Raw genomic sequence first — 16,900 nt, 5'->3', positions numbered from 1 at the left:
GTGTTCCTGCTGCAAGAGCGGGCGTCAGGCCGGGGCGCCAGTCCAGACGTTGCGCCAGACCTTGCCCAGCACGTCCCAGACAACGGGCAGAGACAGGGTGGTGTCGAAGTAGAGCTGGTCGGCCAGCGGCGCGCTCGGCCGGCCCGCTGTCGGGCCGGACAGCGCGTGCGCGCCGACGCGGATCCAGCCGTTGGCCTCCAGCACCTGCGCGTCGAAGACCGGCACGTCGAGGACGCTGCCCGCCGTTCCTCGATAGGGTCGGTCGTTAACGACCGTGATGTGCGGGCGCCCGTCCCCGGGCGGCAACATGCGGGCGAGCGGTGCGGGCATGGCGCTCTCCGAGATTGTTGTCGGGCTAATGGCGTGTCGGCGCGGCTGAAGCCGCGCCGCCTGGGCTCAGCCGTTGGCGATGTTGGTGATCACCGCCAGGGACGGCGGGAAGTAGTGCTGCAGCACCTCGTCGGCGTAGACGCCGTACTCGTACTTCCGCGAGCGCAGCGGCCACTCGATCTGGTAGTAGTCCTGCCGCGTCCGCACCTGCATGACGTTGCCGACGTTGTTGATCGGGTACGGCAGGGTGCCGGTGGTGAACAGGATCGTGCCCGCCGGCAGGTTCGGGTGGACCTTGATGTCGAGGGTCGAGCCGCCCGCCATCGAGAAGCGGTTCAGGTAGGTGCGGGCCATGAAGCCGCCGCCGAGCTGGTCGCGGGTCACCGCGATCTCGTACTTGTAGGCCGAGCTCGCGTTGCCGGTGAGGATCTTCCGGGAGATGCTCAGCGCCTCCTGGCTGTTGACCCACATCGTATCGGGCGAGAGCCGGTAGAGGTCCCACATGGACTTGAGCACGGCGTCGACCTCGACGATGCCGCCCGCGCCGTCGGCGGTGAGCGGCGTGCCGATCCCCGCGCTGCCCGGCGGCAGGGTGAGGATGGTGGCGCCGGAACCGGGCCTGAACGCCTGCGTCAGGAGCCCGTCGAAGGACAGCGCCGAGGTCGAGCGGTCGACGGTCCCGAGCGAGGCGGCGGTCTGGGTGCCCGCGGCCGCGGCCGTGATCAGGACCGAGTTGATCGTGGTGATCGCGCCCAGCACCTCGGCGCCGGCCGCGCCCCAGAACCACGCGTAGCCGAGCGCGCCGGGCACCGGGGTGACCGAGGCGGCGATCGATCCGGTGGCGCCGGAGGTCGCGACCGTGGCGGCCGCCGAGCGGGCCGCCGCGCCGCCGCCGAACACGTCGGTCGAGCCGTCCGCGTTGGTGCGGGTGATGGTCGACTGGATCCCGCCGGCGACGGTGCCGTTGATCACGCCGTCGAGCGCCAGCGCCACGGCGATCACCGACCAGGTCCGCTCGCCGAGCGCGCCGCCGGTGGCCGAGCCGGAGAGGGTCGGCGTCGGCGTGGTGCCGAGCCCCAGGGACGTGTTGCCGCCCAGCAGCATGGCCTCCTCGCCGATCATCAGGCTCTGGAGGCCGGTGCGCGCCGCGATGGCGCGCACGTCGTCGAAGCCTTGCGCGGCGTACTGCGCCTCGAACTCGACGTTCGACTCGATGCCGATGCCCTTGTAGCTGGCGGTGTAGTCGGCGGTGGCGACGACCTGCACGCCGCCGCGGTTGCCGCCGGAGACGCCGATGCGCATCCCGGAGACGTTGATGCCGGTGATCGCGCGCCACGCCGCCTGAATGCCGCCCTTGCCGGAGACGCGCGGGATCGCGTTCCGCAGCGGCGTGAGCACCGGGTAGAGCGACTTCGCGCCGAGCTCGAGGTCGTAGAAGGTCAGGCCGGAGGTGGGCGAGGTGCCCTGCGCGAAGGTCGACTTCTGCAGATCGATCCCGAGCTGGGTCAGGATCGGATCGGTGAGCGGCTTGGACTGCGCCTCCTTGAGGAGGGCGAGGACGTCGACGTGCTGGGTCATGGGTCGTGATCCGGTTCGGATGCACGGCCGCGCCGGCGCTGACCCGTCCCCGGGGCGCGCGACATCGGACGTAAGGGGGGATGGTGAGCCTTGCGGCCCGTCGGGGGACGCGCGCGATCCGTCCCCGGACCCGCGGTACGTCGAGAATGGTCGGTCCAGTGCCGGACGGTCTAAGTCAGGCTGTCGGCCTCCAGACCGACAATCTGCCTCGGGTGGATCGCTGCCGGTCCGTTTCCGAGCAACGGATGGATCGAACCGAACACAGCCCTAGGAGCCACTCTGGCCTCGATGCGTGCCGATAGGCACCGACTGTAACTCCAAGCCTCTGTCAAATCTGCTCGCAAGCACAAACCGTTGTCGAGTCTTCGGGGTGACTGCCACTTAATGTCTATCCACAAGATGGCAGTCAAAAACGCAGCCATCACGCCGCTCGGAGTTCAAAATTTAAGGACATTGAGGTCATCGGGTCTAAAGAAGGAATGTCGAAGAGACGCGATCAAATTGGACCGATCAGACCAGTCGAAAATCCTCGTCGTTGGCCAGGCTGGCGGAGTTACAAAAAGACATTCTGAAGCAAGGCGACAGAAAGGTTACGAGGCTGTGATGGGCGGCTTTTTTCGAGTTGAGTTCCAGGCGCGCACTGACCAAGCGTCCGGCTCTCTAGCGCTCGCCAACGGAAAGGTGGCAGGCCTAGACGTAGGCGGCGGTATCTATCGCGGCAGCTATGTCGAGGAAGGCGGCCGCGCACGGGGAACTGCAATCCTGTCGTTTCCTGACGGTGGCGAACTCGTGACGGGGATGCGTGTGCCTCCCGGAGCCGAAATCACAATACCATTTGATATCCCTGTCGGCACCTCGACCAACATTCATGGCACATCGGTTAATGTGGCCGGCCGTAGAGTTGACGTTATTTGGCGCCGTATTGCTGATTTGTAGATTTTTGCCAAATCATATAGCCCAATTGATGAACAAACGCTATCATTGATTTGTAAATGTTGCAATCAACGATAGATATAGTTATCACGTACGACCACAGGCCGAAAATTCATCATATCGTAACAGCGGAACACTCTATCAGCACGAAGTACGAAGCTAAAAGTATCATGAATTTTGGCAGAAAATCGATCACTGTCGCTGGATTTATGATCCTTTTCATCGCCAATGCCAATGCATTGCCGCTTACCCGAGCGCAGATCAATCAGTGCCAACCGCATGGCGGTGAGCGAAATGCGGAAGCAGATCTTGCGGCCTGCAATGCTGTCATCGACTCCGGCCTCTGGCGAGGCGCCATCTTGAAGATCTTTATCTTCAATCGAGGCACGCTCCTGGCCGGGAAAGGAAATTTCGATCTGGCATTGAAGGATTTCGACAAAGCCATTCGACTCGATCGAAATTTTTCGATGGCTTACGTAGGGCGCGGCGAAATTCAAAGAGCAAAGGGCAACCTCGACGAGGCAGTCAAAGAATTCGATCAAGCAATCAAGTCCGATCCCAACAATGCACTCGGTTATCAGTACCGCGCTGCCGCCATGGAATTGAAGGGTAATTTCGATCAGGCGCTGAAAGACTATGGCAGCACGATCAATCTCAATCCTGATAATGCCGATATATATAATTCCCGGTGCTGGCTACGCGCAACCACGGGCACAGATCTCAAGGGCGCGCTGGAAGATTGCAATAATTCTTTGAAATTGAAGCCAGATGAAGCGAACACGCTTGATAGCCGAGGATTGGTGAATACAAAGTTGGGCCTCTATGACAAAGCAGTTGCCGATTATAGCGCCGCTCTGAAGCTGAAAGAGACGGCGGGGGCGTTGTATGGCCGTGGACTGGCCAAAAGACTGGGCGGGGACAAAGAAGGTGGCGATATCGATATCGCTAGAGCCGTCAAAATCGATGCGAACGTTGGAAAGGATTATTCATCATACGGTCTCTGATTATCAAGTAGTCCGGACTCAATCGAGGCGCGGGATAGCTCGAATTCAGTATATGGCATGGGCTCGTATCGTTAGTCGTCGTGTCGCTTGCTGGCAATGCCGGGTGCGTTGAGTAGATGGCTATCAACCTGGACGCCGGTGCACCCGCTCATAACGCGCCGGGACATGAGCAATGGTCTCGGACATGAGTGCTTGATCCTGTTGCCGGTACCGTTCCGCACACGCGAAAGAGGAGAGCCAGAGTTTGTCTGAGCCGCAACCGCCCAAGTTTAACCATTCGTTAACTACGTTGCGCGATTTTACAACTGTTAGTTGAGGAGATTGGGCGATGGTCTGCGTGGCGCTGTTTTGTGGTGCGAGCCTGATCGTCGTCGCGGTTCTAGCGATTGTGCTTCAAGCAGAAATCGGTGTTCCAGCGCTCGAATGGGATGACGCGGAGAAGGCCCCGAATATCTGATCGGTAGAAGCACTACAGAGCCGGTCGGGGACACTCCTGTCACTCGATAAGTGTAGGATCCGCTCCTGACAGCAACCGAGCCATCGCGCCTCGCATTCCCGTACAGCGCGATGCCGGTGTCCGACGATGTGTCTGATCGATGCCTTGCGCCGAACTTGCCAGACCGAACACATTTGAGTGCCTTGGAGCTGCGCCGACGGCGATCCCGGTGCCCGAGTCGGGTTGCACGCCGTCGCGCGTCACCGGACGCAGGTAGCGGATCTGAACGCCTCAGCGCGCGAGCGCGAGCTGCTGCGGGTTCTGGTGTGAGACCTTGATCAGCAGGTCCGCGCGCGCCTCGGGGCTCATCTTGGCTAGGTGGTCGCGGATCGCATCCGCGGACGGGATGTCAGATGCACCGGAATCACCCTCACTGCCCTTCGTGACGGCGCGGCCCACGAGGTGGCGCGGCACGGGCTGGTCCCCCACCATCTTCGCCAGCGCAGCGATTTGCGGCAGCACCTCGTCGGTGAGCGTCTTCTGCAGCGCGTCGCGCTGGCCGGTGATCTTGGCGAGCTCGGCCCGCACGGCCTCGATCGCGTCGCCGCCCTTGGCGAGATCGCCGCCGGCCGCCTTCCCGGCATCGCCGCAGGTCGCCCCGAGGCCGCAGGCGTCGTCGTGCATGCGCTGGATCCGCTCCTGGTCCGTCCGGCTGTTGCGCGCCCCGACCTTCGCCAGCGCCTGCCCGGCCGGGCTGTCGGCCGCGACCGCCTTCACCAGCGCATCGTAGGCGGTGTCCGACAGCGGGCCGTCGGCGAGCGCCATCGCCTCGTCCGTCGGCGCGTCGTCCATCAGATCCGCCATCTCGGCCGCCACCATGGCCTGCAGGAGCGAGACGCCCTGCGTCGCCCAGGCCTTCATCTGCCGGGGCAAAGCCGCGTCGCCGTCAGCGTAGACCACGTCGAACACCGCCGAGCCGAGCATGCTCTTGATCTCGCTCAGCAGCACCGCGAGCCGCGACACGCCGTAGAGGTCCTTCGCGAGATCCGACCCATCGGTCGCCTTGCCGACATCGGCGCACGGGCGCCTGCGTGGCCGCCGCGGCTGCGCCTCGGCTTCGGTGGCGGTCGCGTCCCCGTCGACGGTCCCGAGCCGCTTGCTGAGATCAGACAGGGCGTCGAGCACCGGGCCGGCTGCAGCCGTCGCGGCCTCCGTGGCCTCGGTGCGGGCGTTGTGGGCGAGCGCGTCCGCCTTCTTGGCGAAGGTGCTGCCGTCCTTCGCCTTCCAGACCTGCTCAACCTCGCCCTTGTTCGCGGGCGCAGAGCCCGATGCCTCGGGGACGGGCCGCGCCTTGGCCAGCGCCTCCGCCTCAGCGGCCTTCATGAGGGCCTCGCGCGCCGGCGCCACGAAGTCGCCGACCGCGCCCGGCCGGCCAGCCGCCGCAGCCAGCTCCTCGGCCTTGGCGAAGACGTCCGCGTTGGTCGGCTCGAGCGGCGCGCCGATCCGCACCGACTCGGCGAACGCCCGCGTCTCGGCCGCGCCGTCGGCCTTCAGCACCTGGAAGGTCGCCGAGGGCAGGCAGGGCAGGTCCACGAGGCTGACCTCGCTCGCGTCGGCCGTGTAGCGCATCAGGCCGTCCTCGCCCCGCCAGCGCTTGGCGTAGGCGCCGCCCTGCGAGAAGCCGGTGTAGACGCCCTCCTCGACCTTCTTCCATTCCGCGTCGTCGACCACCTTGGCGCAGATCTCGATCTGTCGGGCGTCGTCGTTGAAGGCGATCTGCGTGACCTTGCCGGCCGCGACCTTGCCGTGCATCGCGCGCAGGTTGCCGAGCGAGCGGCCGTCGGTCGCCTTGGCGATGCTGCCCGACCATTTCTCGTAGAGCGGCTTCGTCGAGGCGTAGTCGCAGACCTCGCCGGCCCGGTCCGGGGTCTCGGCGGTGGCCAAGCCGTAGACGAGCCGGTTGGCCGCATCGACCTTCGTCAGCGGCAGGAACAGGAACAGCTCGGACATGATGGGCTCCGACGGAGACGCGGTGGCGCACCGTGGCTGAGGTCAGGGCTGGCGGGTGTCGCGGTCGTTGAACCGGAGCCCGCGACGGTCTAGATTTCAGTCAGCGCGGGACCGTGGTGCGTCCCGGACGTTTCGCCCAAGGTCGGCCACATGGTCGGCACGCGGTCGTCACGGCCCGCGCCCCTCAACTTCGCTTTGAGAAGCTGTGCAACCGCAGCGTCCGGTACCGCTTCCTGACCGTCAGGACGGCGTGATAGGCCTCGCCTCGCACAGTGTGATCGACGGTCACCACAGGCAGATTCTCCGCCTTCGTGCGGCCTTCACCAGCCCTCACGACTCCGCGCTGAAGAACGCGCCGGAGCCTCGCGAAATCGGCGGCCTGGATCGGGTTTTGATCGCCGCTGTCCGGACCGTGATGATTGTCGGTGTGCCGCGCGCCGACCCCGTCCAACTCGAAGCGCCACCCATCGACGTCCCGGCCCGCGTGAGCGGAGAAGCGGTGCCCCGGCACGCGCCCGAGATCGACGTTGTCGAGGTGCTGCCGATCTGCGATCGCACGTAGGGCGAGCCGGCGTGCCCGCCGATCCGCTCCGCCGGCACCTGAGAATCGACCGTCGTCGCCGCGCGGATGCTTCGACGGATCGAACGCCTTGCCGACCGACTCGCCGTCGTCGACGACCGGCACCATCACGCACCGGCAGGATGGATGCGCGGGCGTCGTGTCGTCACCGCTCGGAAACGCCTCGTCCAGCTCGATCGCGCCGGCATCCGCGTTGGCCTGGCAGACCGCGCAGCAGCCCTCCTCGGCCCACCACGCCTTGCGGACTGCGATGCCGTCCGCGACCGCCCCCCGGTAGCTCTCCAGCGACGCTGCGCCGTTGGCGCTGGCCACCTCGTACTCGGCGATGAGCGCGGCGCGCTCTACCGAGAAGGCGTCGTCCGCCTCGATCGCCGCCGCGATGGCGTCGAGGCCGAGGTTTCGCTCAAGGCCTGACGCGATGGTCTCGCGCAGCCGCGCGCGGGTCGCCTCGGTGATGGTCATCGCAGCATCGGCCGCGGGCACGAGCGCGCCGTCGGCGTCGGAGCGCATCCCGACCATCTCGGCCGCCCGGGCACGCGCTGCGGCGACTGCCCGGGCATTCACCTAGTCAACCAGATCCTCGCGATTGGCCGCACCGACCTGCACCAGCGCGCGGCGGCCTGCATCGGCGGCGACGTCTTCCAGCTTCTCGGCCACCTCCGGCGCGATGGCACGCAGATCCGCGAAGTCGAGATCGTCGAGAAAGGCGTCCAGCGCGCGGCGCAGCGCGTCCGCGTCGTCAGGCTCAGGGCCGGCCTTGGCGAGCTTGCCGAGCCCGTGCAGGCCCGCGGCCACCTCTGAGCGGGTAGCGGCCAGCGCTGTCTTGAGCTGCCCCGCAATCGCCCGTATGGCCCGGCGCGTGGCCGGCCGCTCGAAAGGGACGGGATCGGCCGGCCTCCAGACCCGGCGCTTGGTGAGTGCCGCACCGGCGGCCTTGTGAGCCGGTGCCGGCAGATGCGCGATCTGCGCCGTGAGACGGCCGCGCAGGTCTTTGAGGGCCGCCGCGATGGCGCTGCAACGATCCGCGTCGAGGCCGCCCCGTCGGATCGCGTCGACCATCGCATCGAGCGCGGTGTCCACCACCTGGGCGAACCAGTCTCGTATCCGCTCGCCCGCTGGCGCGTTCCCGTACGCCTTGCCGAACCCGACCGCGCCGGCGAGGTGGTCGAGCATGCGCGCGACCTCCTCGTCGTCGTAGCCGAGATGCGCGCCGATGTGGCGGCCAGCCGTGACCAGCGCGTCGCCGAGCAGGTAGTACTCGGCGATCCAGACTGCCGCCTCGATCGCGGCCGGCACGGTGCCGCCGGACGCGGCCGTGACGATCGCGCCCCCGGCGATCACCGCCCCGCTGATCGCGGTGCGCAGGACGGTGCGCTTGAACGCGGCGCGCTCCGCGGCCTCATCCGCTTCGCCGCCTGCGCTCCCATCGGCCCAGCGGCCACGCGCGTCCCGCGGCTGAGCCTCGTTGAACTTGCCGAGCAACTTGGCGACCGCAGCCGCGGGGCCTTCGTCGCGATCCTTCGGCTCTTCCGGCGCAGCGCCGAACGTGCCCGACGCGGGTGGCGGCCCGAACGCGTCGAGCGCCGCCTTCTTGCCCGCCAGGGTGTTCGCGTCGATCGGCACCAGGCCCGCGCCGGTCATCGCCATCAGGACGTCGGCGGCCGGGCTCGGGTCGGGATTGAGGCCCAGGATCTCGCGACCCTCGTTGAGCCGCATCAGCCCGCCCGCGGTCAGCCCGCGCAGGCGCTCGGCCTGCGCGGCCTCGTCGATCTGCTCGTCCTCCTGCCACGCGAACTCCAGCTCGGGCGCGGCGAGGTCGTCGGCGATCACATCGCCGAGGACGCCCTTGATCCAGTCGAGCAGTGGGGCGAGGCCCTCCTCTTCGGCGAGTTCCTTCTGCGTGTCGGCCGAGGCGCGGTTCATCTGCTTGATCAGCGCCTGGGGCGAGATCGAGAAAGCGAAGCACACCACCCGCGACAGCCACTCGTCGAACTCGCCCTTGAGCTGGGGCTCGCTGGTCTGGTGGAGCGCGACCTTGCCGGGCACGAAGCGGGCGCGCCGCCGGGCGGTCAGGTTGTCGGTGAACAGCGAGTCCCAGTAGGTCTGGTACGTCGCGATCTGGTCCGGGCCCCAGGTCTCGGGGACGCCGATCAGCGCGTCCGGCACGGTGCCGCTGGTGAAGTACTCCAGGGTCATCACCTGCCGGCGCAGGGCGATGTGGACAGTGGTCATGACCTGCTCGACCGGCGAGAAGCCGTAGACGCGGTCGGTGCGCAGGTTGCGCGGGCAGTAGAGCAACTCGCGGGCGGTGTAGTTCAACGCCGGCAGACCCTTGAGGATCTGCTGGTAGGCCTCGGGCCAGACCGTTTGGCCGCCTTGCACCCACGGCATCGGTAGGCGGCCGTCCTCGGCCAGGATCGGCTTGATGGTGGCACCGTCGATCGGCTCCAGCGCGAGGAGATCGCCCGCGCGCGAGCGCTGCTTGAAGGCGGTCCAGGCGTCGAGGACGAGCACGTCCTCCAGGCCCATGCGAAGCCAGTCGGTCCAGGGGTGGACGCCGTCGGGTTTGGCGAGGAAAGCCGTGACCGCCGTGGCCTTCGCGGCGGCAGGTTTCCCGCTGTCGCGCGGTTTAATCGCCCACCTCATGCCGGCGGCCCGGTCCTTCCGGGTCTCGATCACGAGCCGCAGCAGATCGTAGCCGTCGGCGAGCCGGCGCAGCTGCGCGAACGAGACCGGCTCGTAGGCGCGCGCGGTGGTGTTGAGGTTGTAGCCGGGCGGGTAGTCGAAACGGCGCCCAGCGACTTCCGCCGGCGCTGAGGGGCGCATCGACGCGGATGGGCCGAACCAACTAGGCTCATGGCCCGCGATCGAGCTGGAGCCGGCGCTGCCGTAGGTCAGGGTGTAGGCCAATGGGGCGAGCGACACGCCAGCCGCTCCGCCACGTGTCGCTAAAGCCAACTGCGAGTGCCCTTCGGTGAAGCGTCGGAATGTGTCTGGACGGCACGAAACTGCTTGTGACCAGAGGTCCAAGATTGGAGCCGTCGACTTCTGATCCGATCTTTCGGCTACCTGCGAGGATACCCTGTAAGCGGACGCTATGGGATACAACTGGCCGTGCGCATAGAGTTGACGTATGGAGCCTAGCCGAACGACCTTCCGCGAAACCTGCTATATGCTACAGAGAGGGTATCTCCGACCCCACTCGTATGATTGGGTAGCGGTGGTGAGTCCGAAGTAGTGCGCGTGCAGACAGCGCTGTTCTCTGTGCCGGATGCCTTATTTGCATGACAATGCTTCATTATCAATCTGACATAGTTGACAATTTCCATTGGCCTGAGATTTTGATTTCGCGCTGGATAGTCATTGTATATCGGCAAAAATTATTGCCAAAAACTATGTGATATCGATTTACTTTGCTATCGAACTCACTGTGAACATATATGTCCGGAGCTCGTCTCCTATATTTAATATGTATGCCGCGATCATCTGTGTGGAAACGGCCCAGTTTGGTGAAGCAGGCCACGCCGAACTCGTCCGGAAGAAAATTTACGCCAGTCTCATCAATCTCAATACCTTCTTCTGATGATAAGACGTGAGTTGGAAGCTCGACTGAGCGTTTGGTTGTCGGATCAGCCGCTGCACTGGAGCTTTGCAGCGTCACTTTATTATCGCCATTCACTTCAGCTGCGTCAGCACTGATAGCGGTAAAAAAGGCGATAGATGTTATTGATGTCTTGATGATGTTGTGCCTTGCTCTGCGCACCATAGATGCCATCACCTCCGGTGTTTATAACTGACCGATTTGCGTTCTCGATTTATTGAACCAGATACAAATCTCGGATCGCACAGGAACATCAGCGCGATCCGAGAAACATTTAGGCATTGAAGGCCCTGGATCTGCAACCAAAACCAGGCTGGACTCAGCTTAATTAGTTAATCTTACTGTGTTCAAGTTGGTGTTTGAGTAGTCACCTCCAGATTTACATTGACGAATCTTGCAACAACAACATCGCCTGGGACGGATTGGGCAGCAAAGAAGGTTCCCTTTTCTGTATGAAAAATAATCCGTTCATGAGACCAGATGGAGCCGTCCGGATCCGACCCACTATTCTCTCCTATCGCTACAGCGCCCGTATCGTGGTCCCCAATTCTTGCATTTCTTGGATTTTCGTCAAATAAACTATCATAGGTTTCTTTCTGCGCCTCTTGCCAAGTTACTTTCGTTCGACCGGCTTCGGCAGAGGCGGGGTTGGAGTGACTGGTGTTTTGGACGGACCCCGGTCCGCCTCTCCCACCGCCTCCTCCAGCGCCTACGCCACCCCCAACATTTGTGGGAGAAGAGGGGTAGCCGATGACTGGAGATCCTGGACCGACAGAGATTCCGGGAAGATGTACCGTCGGATCTCCTTCCATGGCCGGGCGGTAAATAACTTCATCAGAGGAGACACCGCTGCGCGGGACTGTACTCGATTGATTGACAGATGCAGTGTCGCCTATGTTGCTATTAAACGCTGCAGACGGCGATTTTCTGTTTGTATCTGCAACGACTAAAATTGCACTAAGCTGGTTTGGAGACGTTCTCAGACCAGATCGCGGATCGATGTGGTCCCTGCCCTGGATTATTAATGAGTTATTCGAATTGTCGGTGTCTGAACTTGCATTGATGGGAAGCGAAGTGCGAATATTTGAGATTTTTGCGGTATCGACAGAAGTATTCATTAGGCTGATCCTTGTAGAAATGCCCAACAAATGCTTGTCTGTGATCTCTATCGCGCATCAGAGCGAATAGAGTCCGGAGTTGACGTGGCTTTCCACTTCGTGCCTCAGGTATAGACCGCTACCTACGTTACGATCAGGTAAGTCTTCATCCGGAGCGCTCATGAATAGCTCTAGGAATTGCTGTGTCAAGATGACCATAGGCATAATATTGGCCTGATTTAAATCGCCGTCTGGTCGGAATTTCGATTAAAGTATCGCCCTCGATTGAACACTAGATTATACATATTTGATAAATGAGACGTTTTATTCGGTAATTTTGAAAGTTATTCTTCGCACGACCGGCAGGCAGCTCGTGCAGCCTCATTTTGGATGCTAGCAACTCGGATCAGAATGATGCCGTGCGGAGCTTTGTGTAAGATGCTCGTATCTCAGGGCCGGCGCCGCCCGGCGACAGTCATGCACCGCACCTTTTCACATTTCTCTTTTCGCTAACGCCAGACAGTTTATTTCTTGATGTACATGACGCAGAGTATCATTGCTGTTTACGCTCCTAATACAGTCACAGAGCGAAATCTATCTCGATTAGGTTTAGATTTATGCTCTACTTGATAGATAAAAGGTAAACATTATCAAAGGGTCGGCGCCAATTTAGCAGAAATCTGCGCGTTGCCACACACAGAGAGATTTGTTTCATAGGTCCATGCTGGCTGTCTCTGCTCCATGGCTGAAGCCGGAGGCCAAGAGCGGACTCACATCATCGCTCAAAACTTTAATACGTCCACCCGCATCAGGAGTATAGTGCAAGCCCGACGAGCCGATCACGGTTCCAGTACCGGAGGGCGCCACTAGATCGATCATCGCCCGATCACTTGCACGGCTCGGCATAGACCACACATGCTGCCCCTCCGGTGCCGACCCGACCGCGATCTGTCGACGATAGAGCTCGATCAGCCCCTCGCCCGGCAGGACGCCGGCCAGCTCGTTGAACGCGTCGGCGGCCGCGTCCACCTGGTCGTCGTGGCTGCCGGCCGGGAACATCCCCAGCTCCTCCAGGAACGCCTCGTTCCAAGCTCCGCGCAGCAGCAGCACGTTGCCGACCTCGACCTGGCTGGAGATCGGCTTGGCGCGCACCTCCTTCGAGCCGGTCGGCGCCACGGCGCTGACGATGAAGCCCGCGAGCGCCGTGACGTAGTCCTCGGCCTGCGCGATGCCGGCCTGCCCCGCATCCTTCGGGATCCGGATGCCCACCGCGGCCCCGTCCTGGCTCGCGGTGTTGATCAGCCGCTGGCGGACCTTGCCCGGCATCTCGCGCACCCGAACCACGTCGGCGATGTAGAACCGCTTGTCCGCCCCGCGACCCATCTTCACGCCGACGGTCCAGTCCGGATCGGCACCCGGCCGCTTCTTCGTGCCGGCGAAGTCCCAGGCGCGCACCCACTTCTCGATCGGCGGCAAGGCATCGACGATCCCGAACCCCGCCCGGTCGAACAGCCCGCCCTCGCGCGGAGCCGGCCGCTGCTGGAACTGGCCGGCAACCGCGTAGGCGCCGAGCGGGATCTTGTCGCGCTCGACCGCCGACCGCGGGAAGCGCTCGGGGAACAGCAGCTCACCGTCCAGCGTGCGCGGATCGGCGAAGATCGGCGTCCGGCAGCATCAGGTGGACGTAGCCCAGGCCCAGCCGCAGGATCTCGCCGGACACGTCGCGCTCGTGCAGGCGCTGCATGATCACCACGATGGCCGAGCGCGCCGGGTCGTTGAGGCGCGTCGTGACCGATTCGCGGAAGATGCGCAGCGTCCGCTCGCGCTCCGTCTCGCTCTCGGCCGTCTCGGTCGAGTGCGGGTCGTCGATGATGACCCGGTCGCCGCGACCCGCGGTCAGCGAGGCGAACGGCATGCCCTCGCGCGAGCCGGTCGCCGTGTTGGCGAACGAGATCTCGCCGGAGCGGGACAGCACGACGTGGGGCCAGAGCGCCCGGTACCATTCTCTCGACACGAGGTAGCGCATGCGCCGCGCGTCGCGCTTGACGAAGTCCTCCTTGTACGAGGTCGTGAGGTAGCGCAGCCCGGCGAGCCCGCGGGGCCCCCATTCCCAGGCCGGCCAGAACACCGAGACGATGAGCGACTTCATCGCGCCCGGCGGGACGTTGATCAGCAGCCGGTTCTGAAGCCCGAGCGCGAGGAAATGGCCTTGGGTGATCGCCTCCAGATGGGCGCAGATCGCCTCGATGTGCCAGCCGTGCACGTAGGCCTGGTTGGGCTACAGGACGTGCCAGGCCTCCTGGACGAAGCCGGCGAGCGACGCGCAGCGGGTCCGGAGCCGCGCGCGCTCGGCCTTCTCGCTACGCCGCGCCTGCTCCGCCCGGATCGCCGTCAGCATCTGCGCCGGCGGCGGCAAGCGGACCGAAGAGAGATGCGAGCGCGGCAAGTTGCTCATCGGTTGCGCCCGTCAGGTCAACCGCGATCGGACCGCCGCCGAGGCCGCCATGCTCGTGCGCCTGGGTCGGCTTGCCGTAGCCGCGGTCGAGGATCTCCCGGATGACGGCGACCGCCGCGCCCTCTGGCGTCTTCGCGTTGCTGGCGATGGCCACGAGGCGCGCGACCATCTTCGGGCCGTGCTCCTGGCAGAGCGACTTGATCTCGGCCGTCGCCCTGTTGCGCGCGCCCTTCGGCCGACCACGTGGCATCGAATTTCCAGTGTTATTTTAATTGCGATTGCAGAGGTGAGCACAGACGAGCCCTATCATGAGAAGCCGGCGGGACCTCTTGCGGCCACACCTCCGGTCTCGCGCGGACCCGTCCGTATTGTTCTGCGGTCGGCGCAAGCAGATTATCGGGCAGAGGAACCCTTCCGTCAACACTTACTCAGCCAGTTACGTGATGTTTCAATCACACCTCCGCAGCGTGGATTTTATCACAAGCTGCGGGGTATCAATGACCCTCGCACTATCGCGGACGAACACTACAAGCCGGAATATGGGCATCTAAAGCGTCTTGCAAAGACATGTGGCCTTTGATATGCCAATTCTCCCAGATTGTGACTTCATTACTCGGAAAATTACTGATGTAACACTCTCCCGGAGTTGTCAATTCTGCCGGCACAGTGACCTTCAGGCGCGCCTTGTTCGTCTTGAGTTCGACCATGCATTTGGTTAAGAAATCTTTGATTAGGACCTTATCTGTATTTTTGTCAGCAATCAATTTCAGTGCGTTAGCAAGTTCCGGAACTTTCGAGAAATCTCGGCTGGGTTTAAGCACCGCTTTATTGGTCGTGCGCTTGTCGGGGTGCGATTTTGCGTGCCTCGCAGTTTTGCTCTTTACCTTGAGTTCGGCCGATTCTGGGTGTGACTGATCAGTCTTTTTCGGACGCATAGGACAGTTCCTTACCTAAACGGGGTCACGAAACTTTGGATTCCAGTTTGGAGCTGAGTAGCGATATGCGTTGCCTGAGCAAGTTCGTTCAGCGCCCGCCGCCCCTTGACCGATTTATCGAGTGGACCGAACGTGATAACCAACTCCTGCATGTTGTCCCGGCCGGTGCTGAAGAATGAGCCAGCGGGATTCACTGCAGCTCGGACAAGCGTCCACGATGGTGTGGCGGTGCCGGCTGTCTCAATTTTGAACGATACGGTCTGAGACAGAACGTTCTTTTCGCCTTCAGCAAGTGGCTTTTCTCCTGGAGACGATGCGAAGCCCAAAGCAGTAGCCGCGAGGCGGCTATTGAGCAGCGAGGCCAGCCTCAGATCGCTGTTGACCAGCGGAGACCCGTAACGATCGCCGGTTGGGGTGAGACATTTCTCACGCCCGACAAATTTCCTCGTCCATCGGGTTATATCTCAGTGAAGTATTGAACATTGTATAGATCTGAAACCAAATAAAAGATATTTGTTTTTGTAGCCGTTGCGCTTCGGAACTCGCCGATAGACCTCCAGCGAATTTGAACATGTATTCTGGCACACCTGGAGGAGTCAGGAGCACCGTAGGATTGACAGAGGATCGCTCAGCTATTGTCAAATTAATTGCAACCTGCACTCCCCAGTCTTGAAGAAAATTTGTATAAGCAACTGGGTATTTGCGCTGTGTAAGGTCAAACTGATCTCTATTAATGGTTCCGGTAACCGTATAGCTCAGTTCGCAACGCACTGCGTTGATGATCGAGGTGACCATGTCGCCTTCGCCCGTCGGATTATCGTCCGGCCATGTTCGGAGACTGGGTATGTACGTACCGCAGGCGGTGACACCACCGACAATCGCAAATGCTGCTACGGATCTGAGTAATCGAGTCGGAGGCATAGGTATTCGTTTCGCGAAATCTCAAATTGATGCTCCTTTGCTGGCCCATATCAATCAATACTATGTCTTACTCAATCAACATCAGATATTATGCCTCGCGCAGAAGCGACAGAAATTCATAATTGGTGTTGCTAAATCGATACAGTCGATCGTATTTGGTCATCTTGTTGAATTTACTGATCAAGATCTTGACATTTGAAGATTGCGGCGATTGTGAATTTGCCCTTGCCGAGGCGAATCACGGTTCTCCTGAAGCGAGTATGTGCCTCGACTTGGGGCTCGCTCGGCAGTCGTCGCAGCCGTCGATCCTGTCGTGTGCGATCGCAACGGGCTTCACGTCTTCGATCGCCAGCCGCATCTCCGTGCGCGCGCCCATCAGGGTGATCTTCACCAGCGCGGTCTCGCCCTCGGGACCAAACGCCAGGTAGCGAGCCGGGAAGCCGACGAACGGCCCGCCGCCAATGCGGACGGCGTCTCCGGCCGCGAAGGCGCCAGCTGGCGTGCGGTTCGTCCGCCCAGCCTGCTCTTCGTCGCCGGCCCGCCGAAGCCAATCGAGCCCGTCATCGGCCATCGCTAGCGGGCCCGAGACGGCTGCGCCGAGGATGCCGATAAGGCCGTGGGCGTTTCGCCCATCCACGTCGGTCTCCCGCAGGGCGAACAGCGTGCGCTCGCCGATCGGACCCCGTGTGCCCAGGAACAGGTAGTGCCGCAGAATCGGGCGTTGGTATACGCGGCGTGGCACACGCAGGTTCGATCTAACCGAGCGGCGCCACTCGAACTCGCACGGCACGTACACAGCGAGGTTGTGGCCGCGCGCGTTCAACTGGCGGAGGCTCGCAGCGGCCCGCAGCTCGACCTGCGGCATCGTCGTGCAGACATACCAGCACAGACCTGGCTCACGCAGGTCGGGAACGACGTTGCGGCGATCCTCAGGGATCGGGACATCCCGGGCGATGCGCGAATCGTGCTGCGTCGTCTTGGCCTGGCCGCAGCGGCCCATCCGCCCACTCGGCATCACGC

The 16,900-nt window shown here is 62.7% G+C and carries 17 protein-coding genes; 4 read left to right on the top strand and 13 right to left on the bottom strand.

The annotated features are described in order from the left end of the window. Positions 1-24: 24 nt before the first annotated feature. Positions 25-330, bottom strand: coding sequence for a hypothetical protein (locus MMR14E_RS16650; RefSeq protein ID WP_331315771.1), 306 nt, complete (start codon positions 328-330; stop codon positions 25-27). A 66-nt stretch (positions 331-396) separates the two neighbouring features. Then, complete coding sequence (locus MMR14E_RS16645; protein ID WP_331315769.1) at positions 397-1,908, bottom strand: hypothetical protein; 1,512 nt, start codon at positions 1,906-1,908, stop codon at positions 397-399. A 384-nt stretch (positions 1,909-2,292) separates the two neighbouring features. Here MMR14E_RS16645 and MMR14E_RS16640 point away from each other — a divergent pair, with 384 nt between their 5' ends. The 3 genes from MMR14E_RS16640 to MMR14E_RS16630 all read left to right on the top strand — a co-directional run bounded on the left by MMR14E_RS16640 (position 2,293) and on the right by MMR14E_RS16630 (position 4,302). Then, a complete protein-coding gene (locus MMR14E_RS16640) occupies positions 2,293-2,844 on the top strand; it encodes a hypothetical protein (protein ID WP_331315768.1) in 552 nt (183 codons plus the stop codon). A gap of 167 nt (positions 2,845-3,011) precedes the next feature. Beyond that, a complete protein-coding gene (locus MMR14E_RS16635) occupies positions 3,012-3,845 on the top strand; it encodes a tetratricopeptide repeat protein (RefSeq protein ID WP_331315766.1) in 834 nt (277 codons plus the stop codon). A 328-nt stretch (positions 3,846-4,173) separates the two neighbouring features. After that, positions 4,174-4,302: a hypothetical protein gene (locus MMR14E_RS16630; protein WP_331315764.1), complete on the top strand. Its 129-nt coding sequence runs from the start codon at positions 4,174-4,176 to the stop codon at positions 4,300-4,302. A gap of 270 nt (positions 4,303-4,572) precedes the next feature. Here MMR14E_RS16630 and MMR14E_RS16625 read toward each other — a convergent pair whose 3' ends face one another. The 10 genes from MMR14E_RS16625 to MMR14E_RS16580 all read right to left on the bottom strand — a co-directional run bounded on the left by MMR14E_RS16625 (position 4,573) and on the right by MMR14E_RS16580 (position 15,754). Further along, the gene (locus tag MMR14E_RS16625) at positions 4,573-6,291 is read right to left on the bottom strand and encodes a hypothetical protein (RefSeq protein ID WP_331315762.1); all 1,719 of its coding nucleotides are present in this window, start codon (positions 6,289-6,291) and stop codon (positions 4,573-4,575) included. Positions 6,292-6,475: 184 nt separating this feature from the next. After that, entirely contained in the window at positions 6,476-7,381 is a 906-nt protein-coding gene (locus tag MMR14E_RS16620; RefSeq protein ID WP_331315760.1) for a hypothetical protein, read from the bottom strand. 54 nt (positions 7,382-7,435) lie between these two features. Next, a complete protein-coding gene (locus tag MMR14E_RS16615; RefSeq protein ID WP_331315759.1) occupies positions 7,436-9,901 on the bottom strand; it encodes a phage portal protein in 2,466 nt (821 codons plus the stop codon). A 271-nt stretch (positions 9,902-10,172) separates the two neighbouring features. Next, a complete protein-coding gene (locus tag MMR14E_RS16610) occupies positions 10,173-10,646 on the bottom strand; it encodes a hypothetical protein (protein ID WP_331315757.1) in 474 nt (157 codons plus the stop codon). A 173-nt stretch (positions 10,647-10,819) separates the two neighbouring features. Further along, positions 10,820-11,590: a hypothetical protein gene (locus tag MMR14E_RS16605; RefSeq protein WP_331315755.1), complete on the bottom strand. Its 771-nt coding sequence runs from the start codon at positions 11,588-11,590 to the stop codon at positions 10,820-10,822. Positions 11,591-12,280: 690 nt separating this feature from the next. Further along, positions 12,281-13,045 (bottom strand): phage terminase large subunit, encoded by a 765-nt coding sequence (gene terL / locus MMR14E_RS16600; RefSeq protein ID WP_331315752.1) that lies wholly within the window; start codon positions 13,043-13,045, stop codon positions 12,281-12,283. Positions 13,046-13,196: 151 nt separating this feature from the next. After that, positions 13,197-13,832, bottom strand: coding sequence for a hypothetical protein (locus MMR14E_RS16595; protein ID WP_331315751.1), 636 nt, complete (start codon positions 13,830-13,832; stop codon positions 13,197-13,199). Positions 13,833-13,929: 97 nt separating this feature from the next. Then, positions 13,930-14,274, bottom strand: coding sequence for a hypothetical protein (locus tag MMR14E_RS16590; protein WP_331315749.1), 345 nt, complete (start codon positions 14,272-14,274; stop codon positions 13,930-13,932). Positions 14,275-14,533: 259 nt separating this feature from the next. Continuing rightward, on the bottom strand, positions 14,534-14,959 hold the full coding sequence (locus MMR14E_RS16585; RefSeq protein ID WP_331315747.1) for a hypothetical protein: 426 nt from the start codon (positions 14,957-14,959) through the stop codon (positions 14,534-14,536). A 426-nt stretch (positions 14,960-15,385) separates the two neighbouring features. Then, entirely contained in the window at positions 15,386-15,754 is a 369-nt protein-coding gene (locus tag MMR14E_RS16580) for a hypothetical protein (protein WP_331315745.1), read from the bottom strand. Positions 15,755-15,803: 49 nt separating this feature from the next. Between MMR14E_RS16580 and MMR14E_RS16575 the strand changes: the two genes are divergently transcribed. Next, positions 15,804-16,079: a hypothetical protein gene (locus MMR14E_RS16575; protein ID WP_331315744.1), complete on the top strand. Its 276-nt coding sequence runs from the start codon at positions 15,804-15,806 to the stop codon at positions 16,077-16,079. A 39-nt stretch (positions 16,080-16,118) separates the two neighbouring features. Here MMR14E_RS16575 and nusG read toward each other — a convergent pair whose 3' ends face one another. After that, entirely contained in the window at positions 16,119-16,880 is a 762-nt protein-coding gene (gene nusG / locus MMR14E_RS16570) for a transcription termination/antitermination protein NusG (RefSeq protein ID WP_331315743.1), read from the bottom strand. Positions 16,881-16,900 lie beyond the last annotated feature (20 nt).

Source organism: Methylobacterium mesophilicum, from assembly GCF_036441335.1.
Taxonomy (GTDB): Bacteria; Pseudomonadota; Alphaproteobacteria; order Rhizobiales; family Beijerinckiaceae; genus Methylobacterium; species Methylobacterium mesophilicum_B.
Note: the sequence above shows the minus strand (reverse complement) of the source record. Positions and strands in the feature narration are given on the sequence as shown.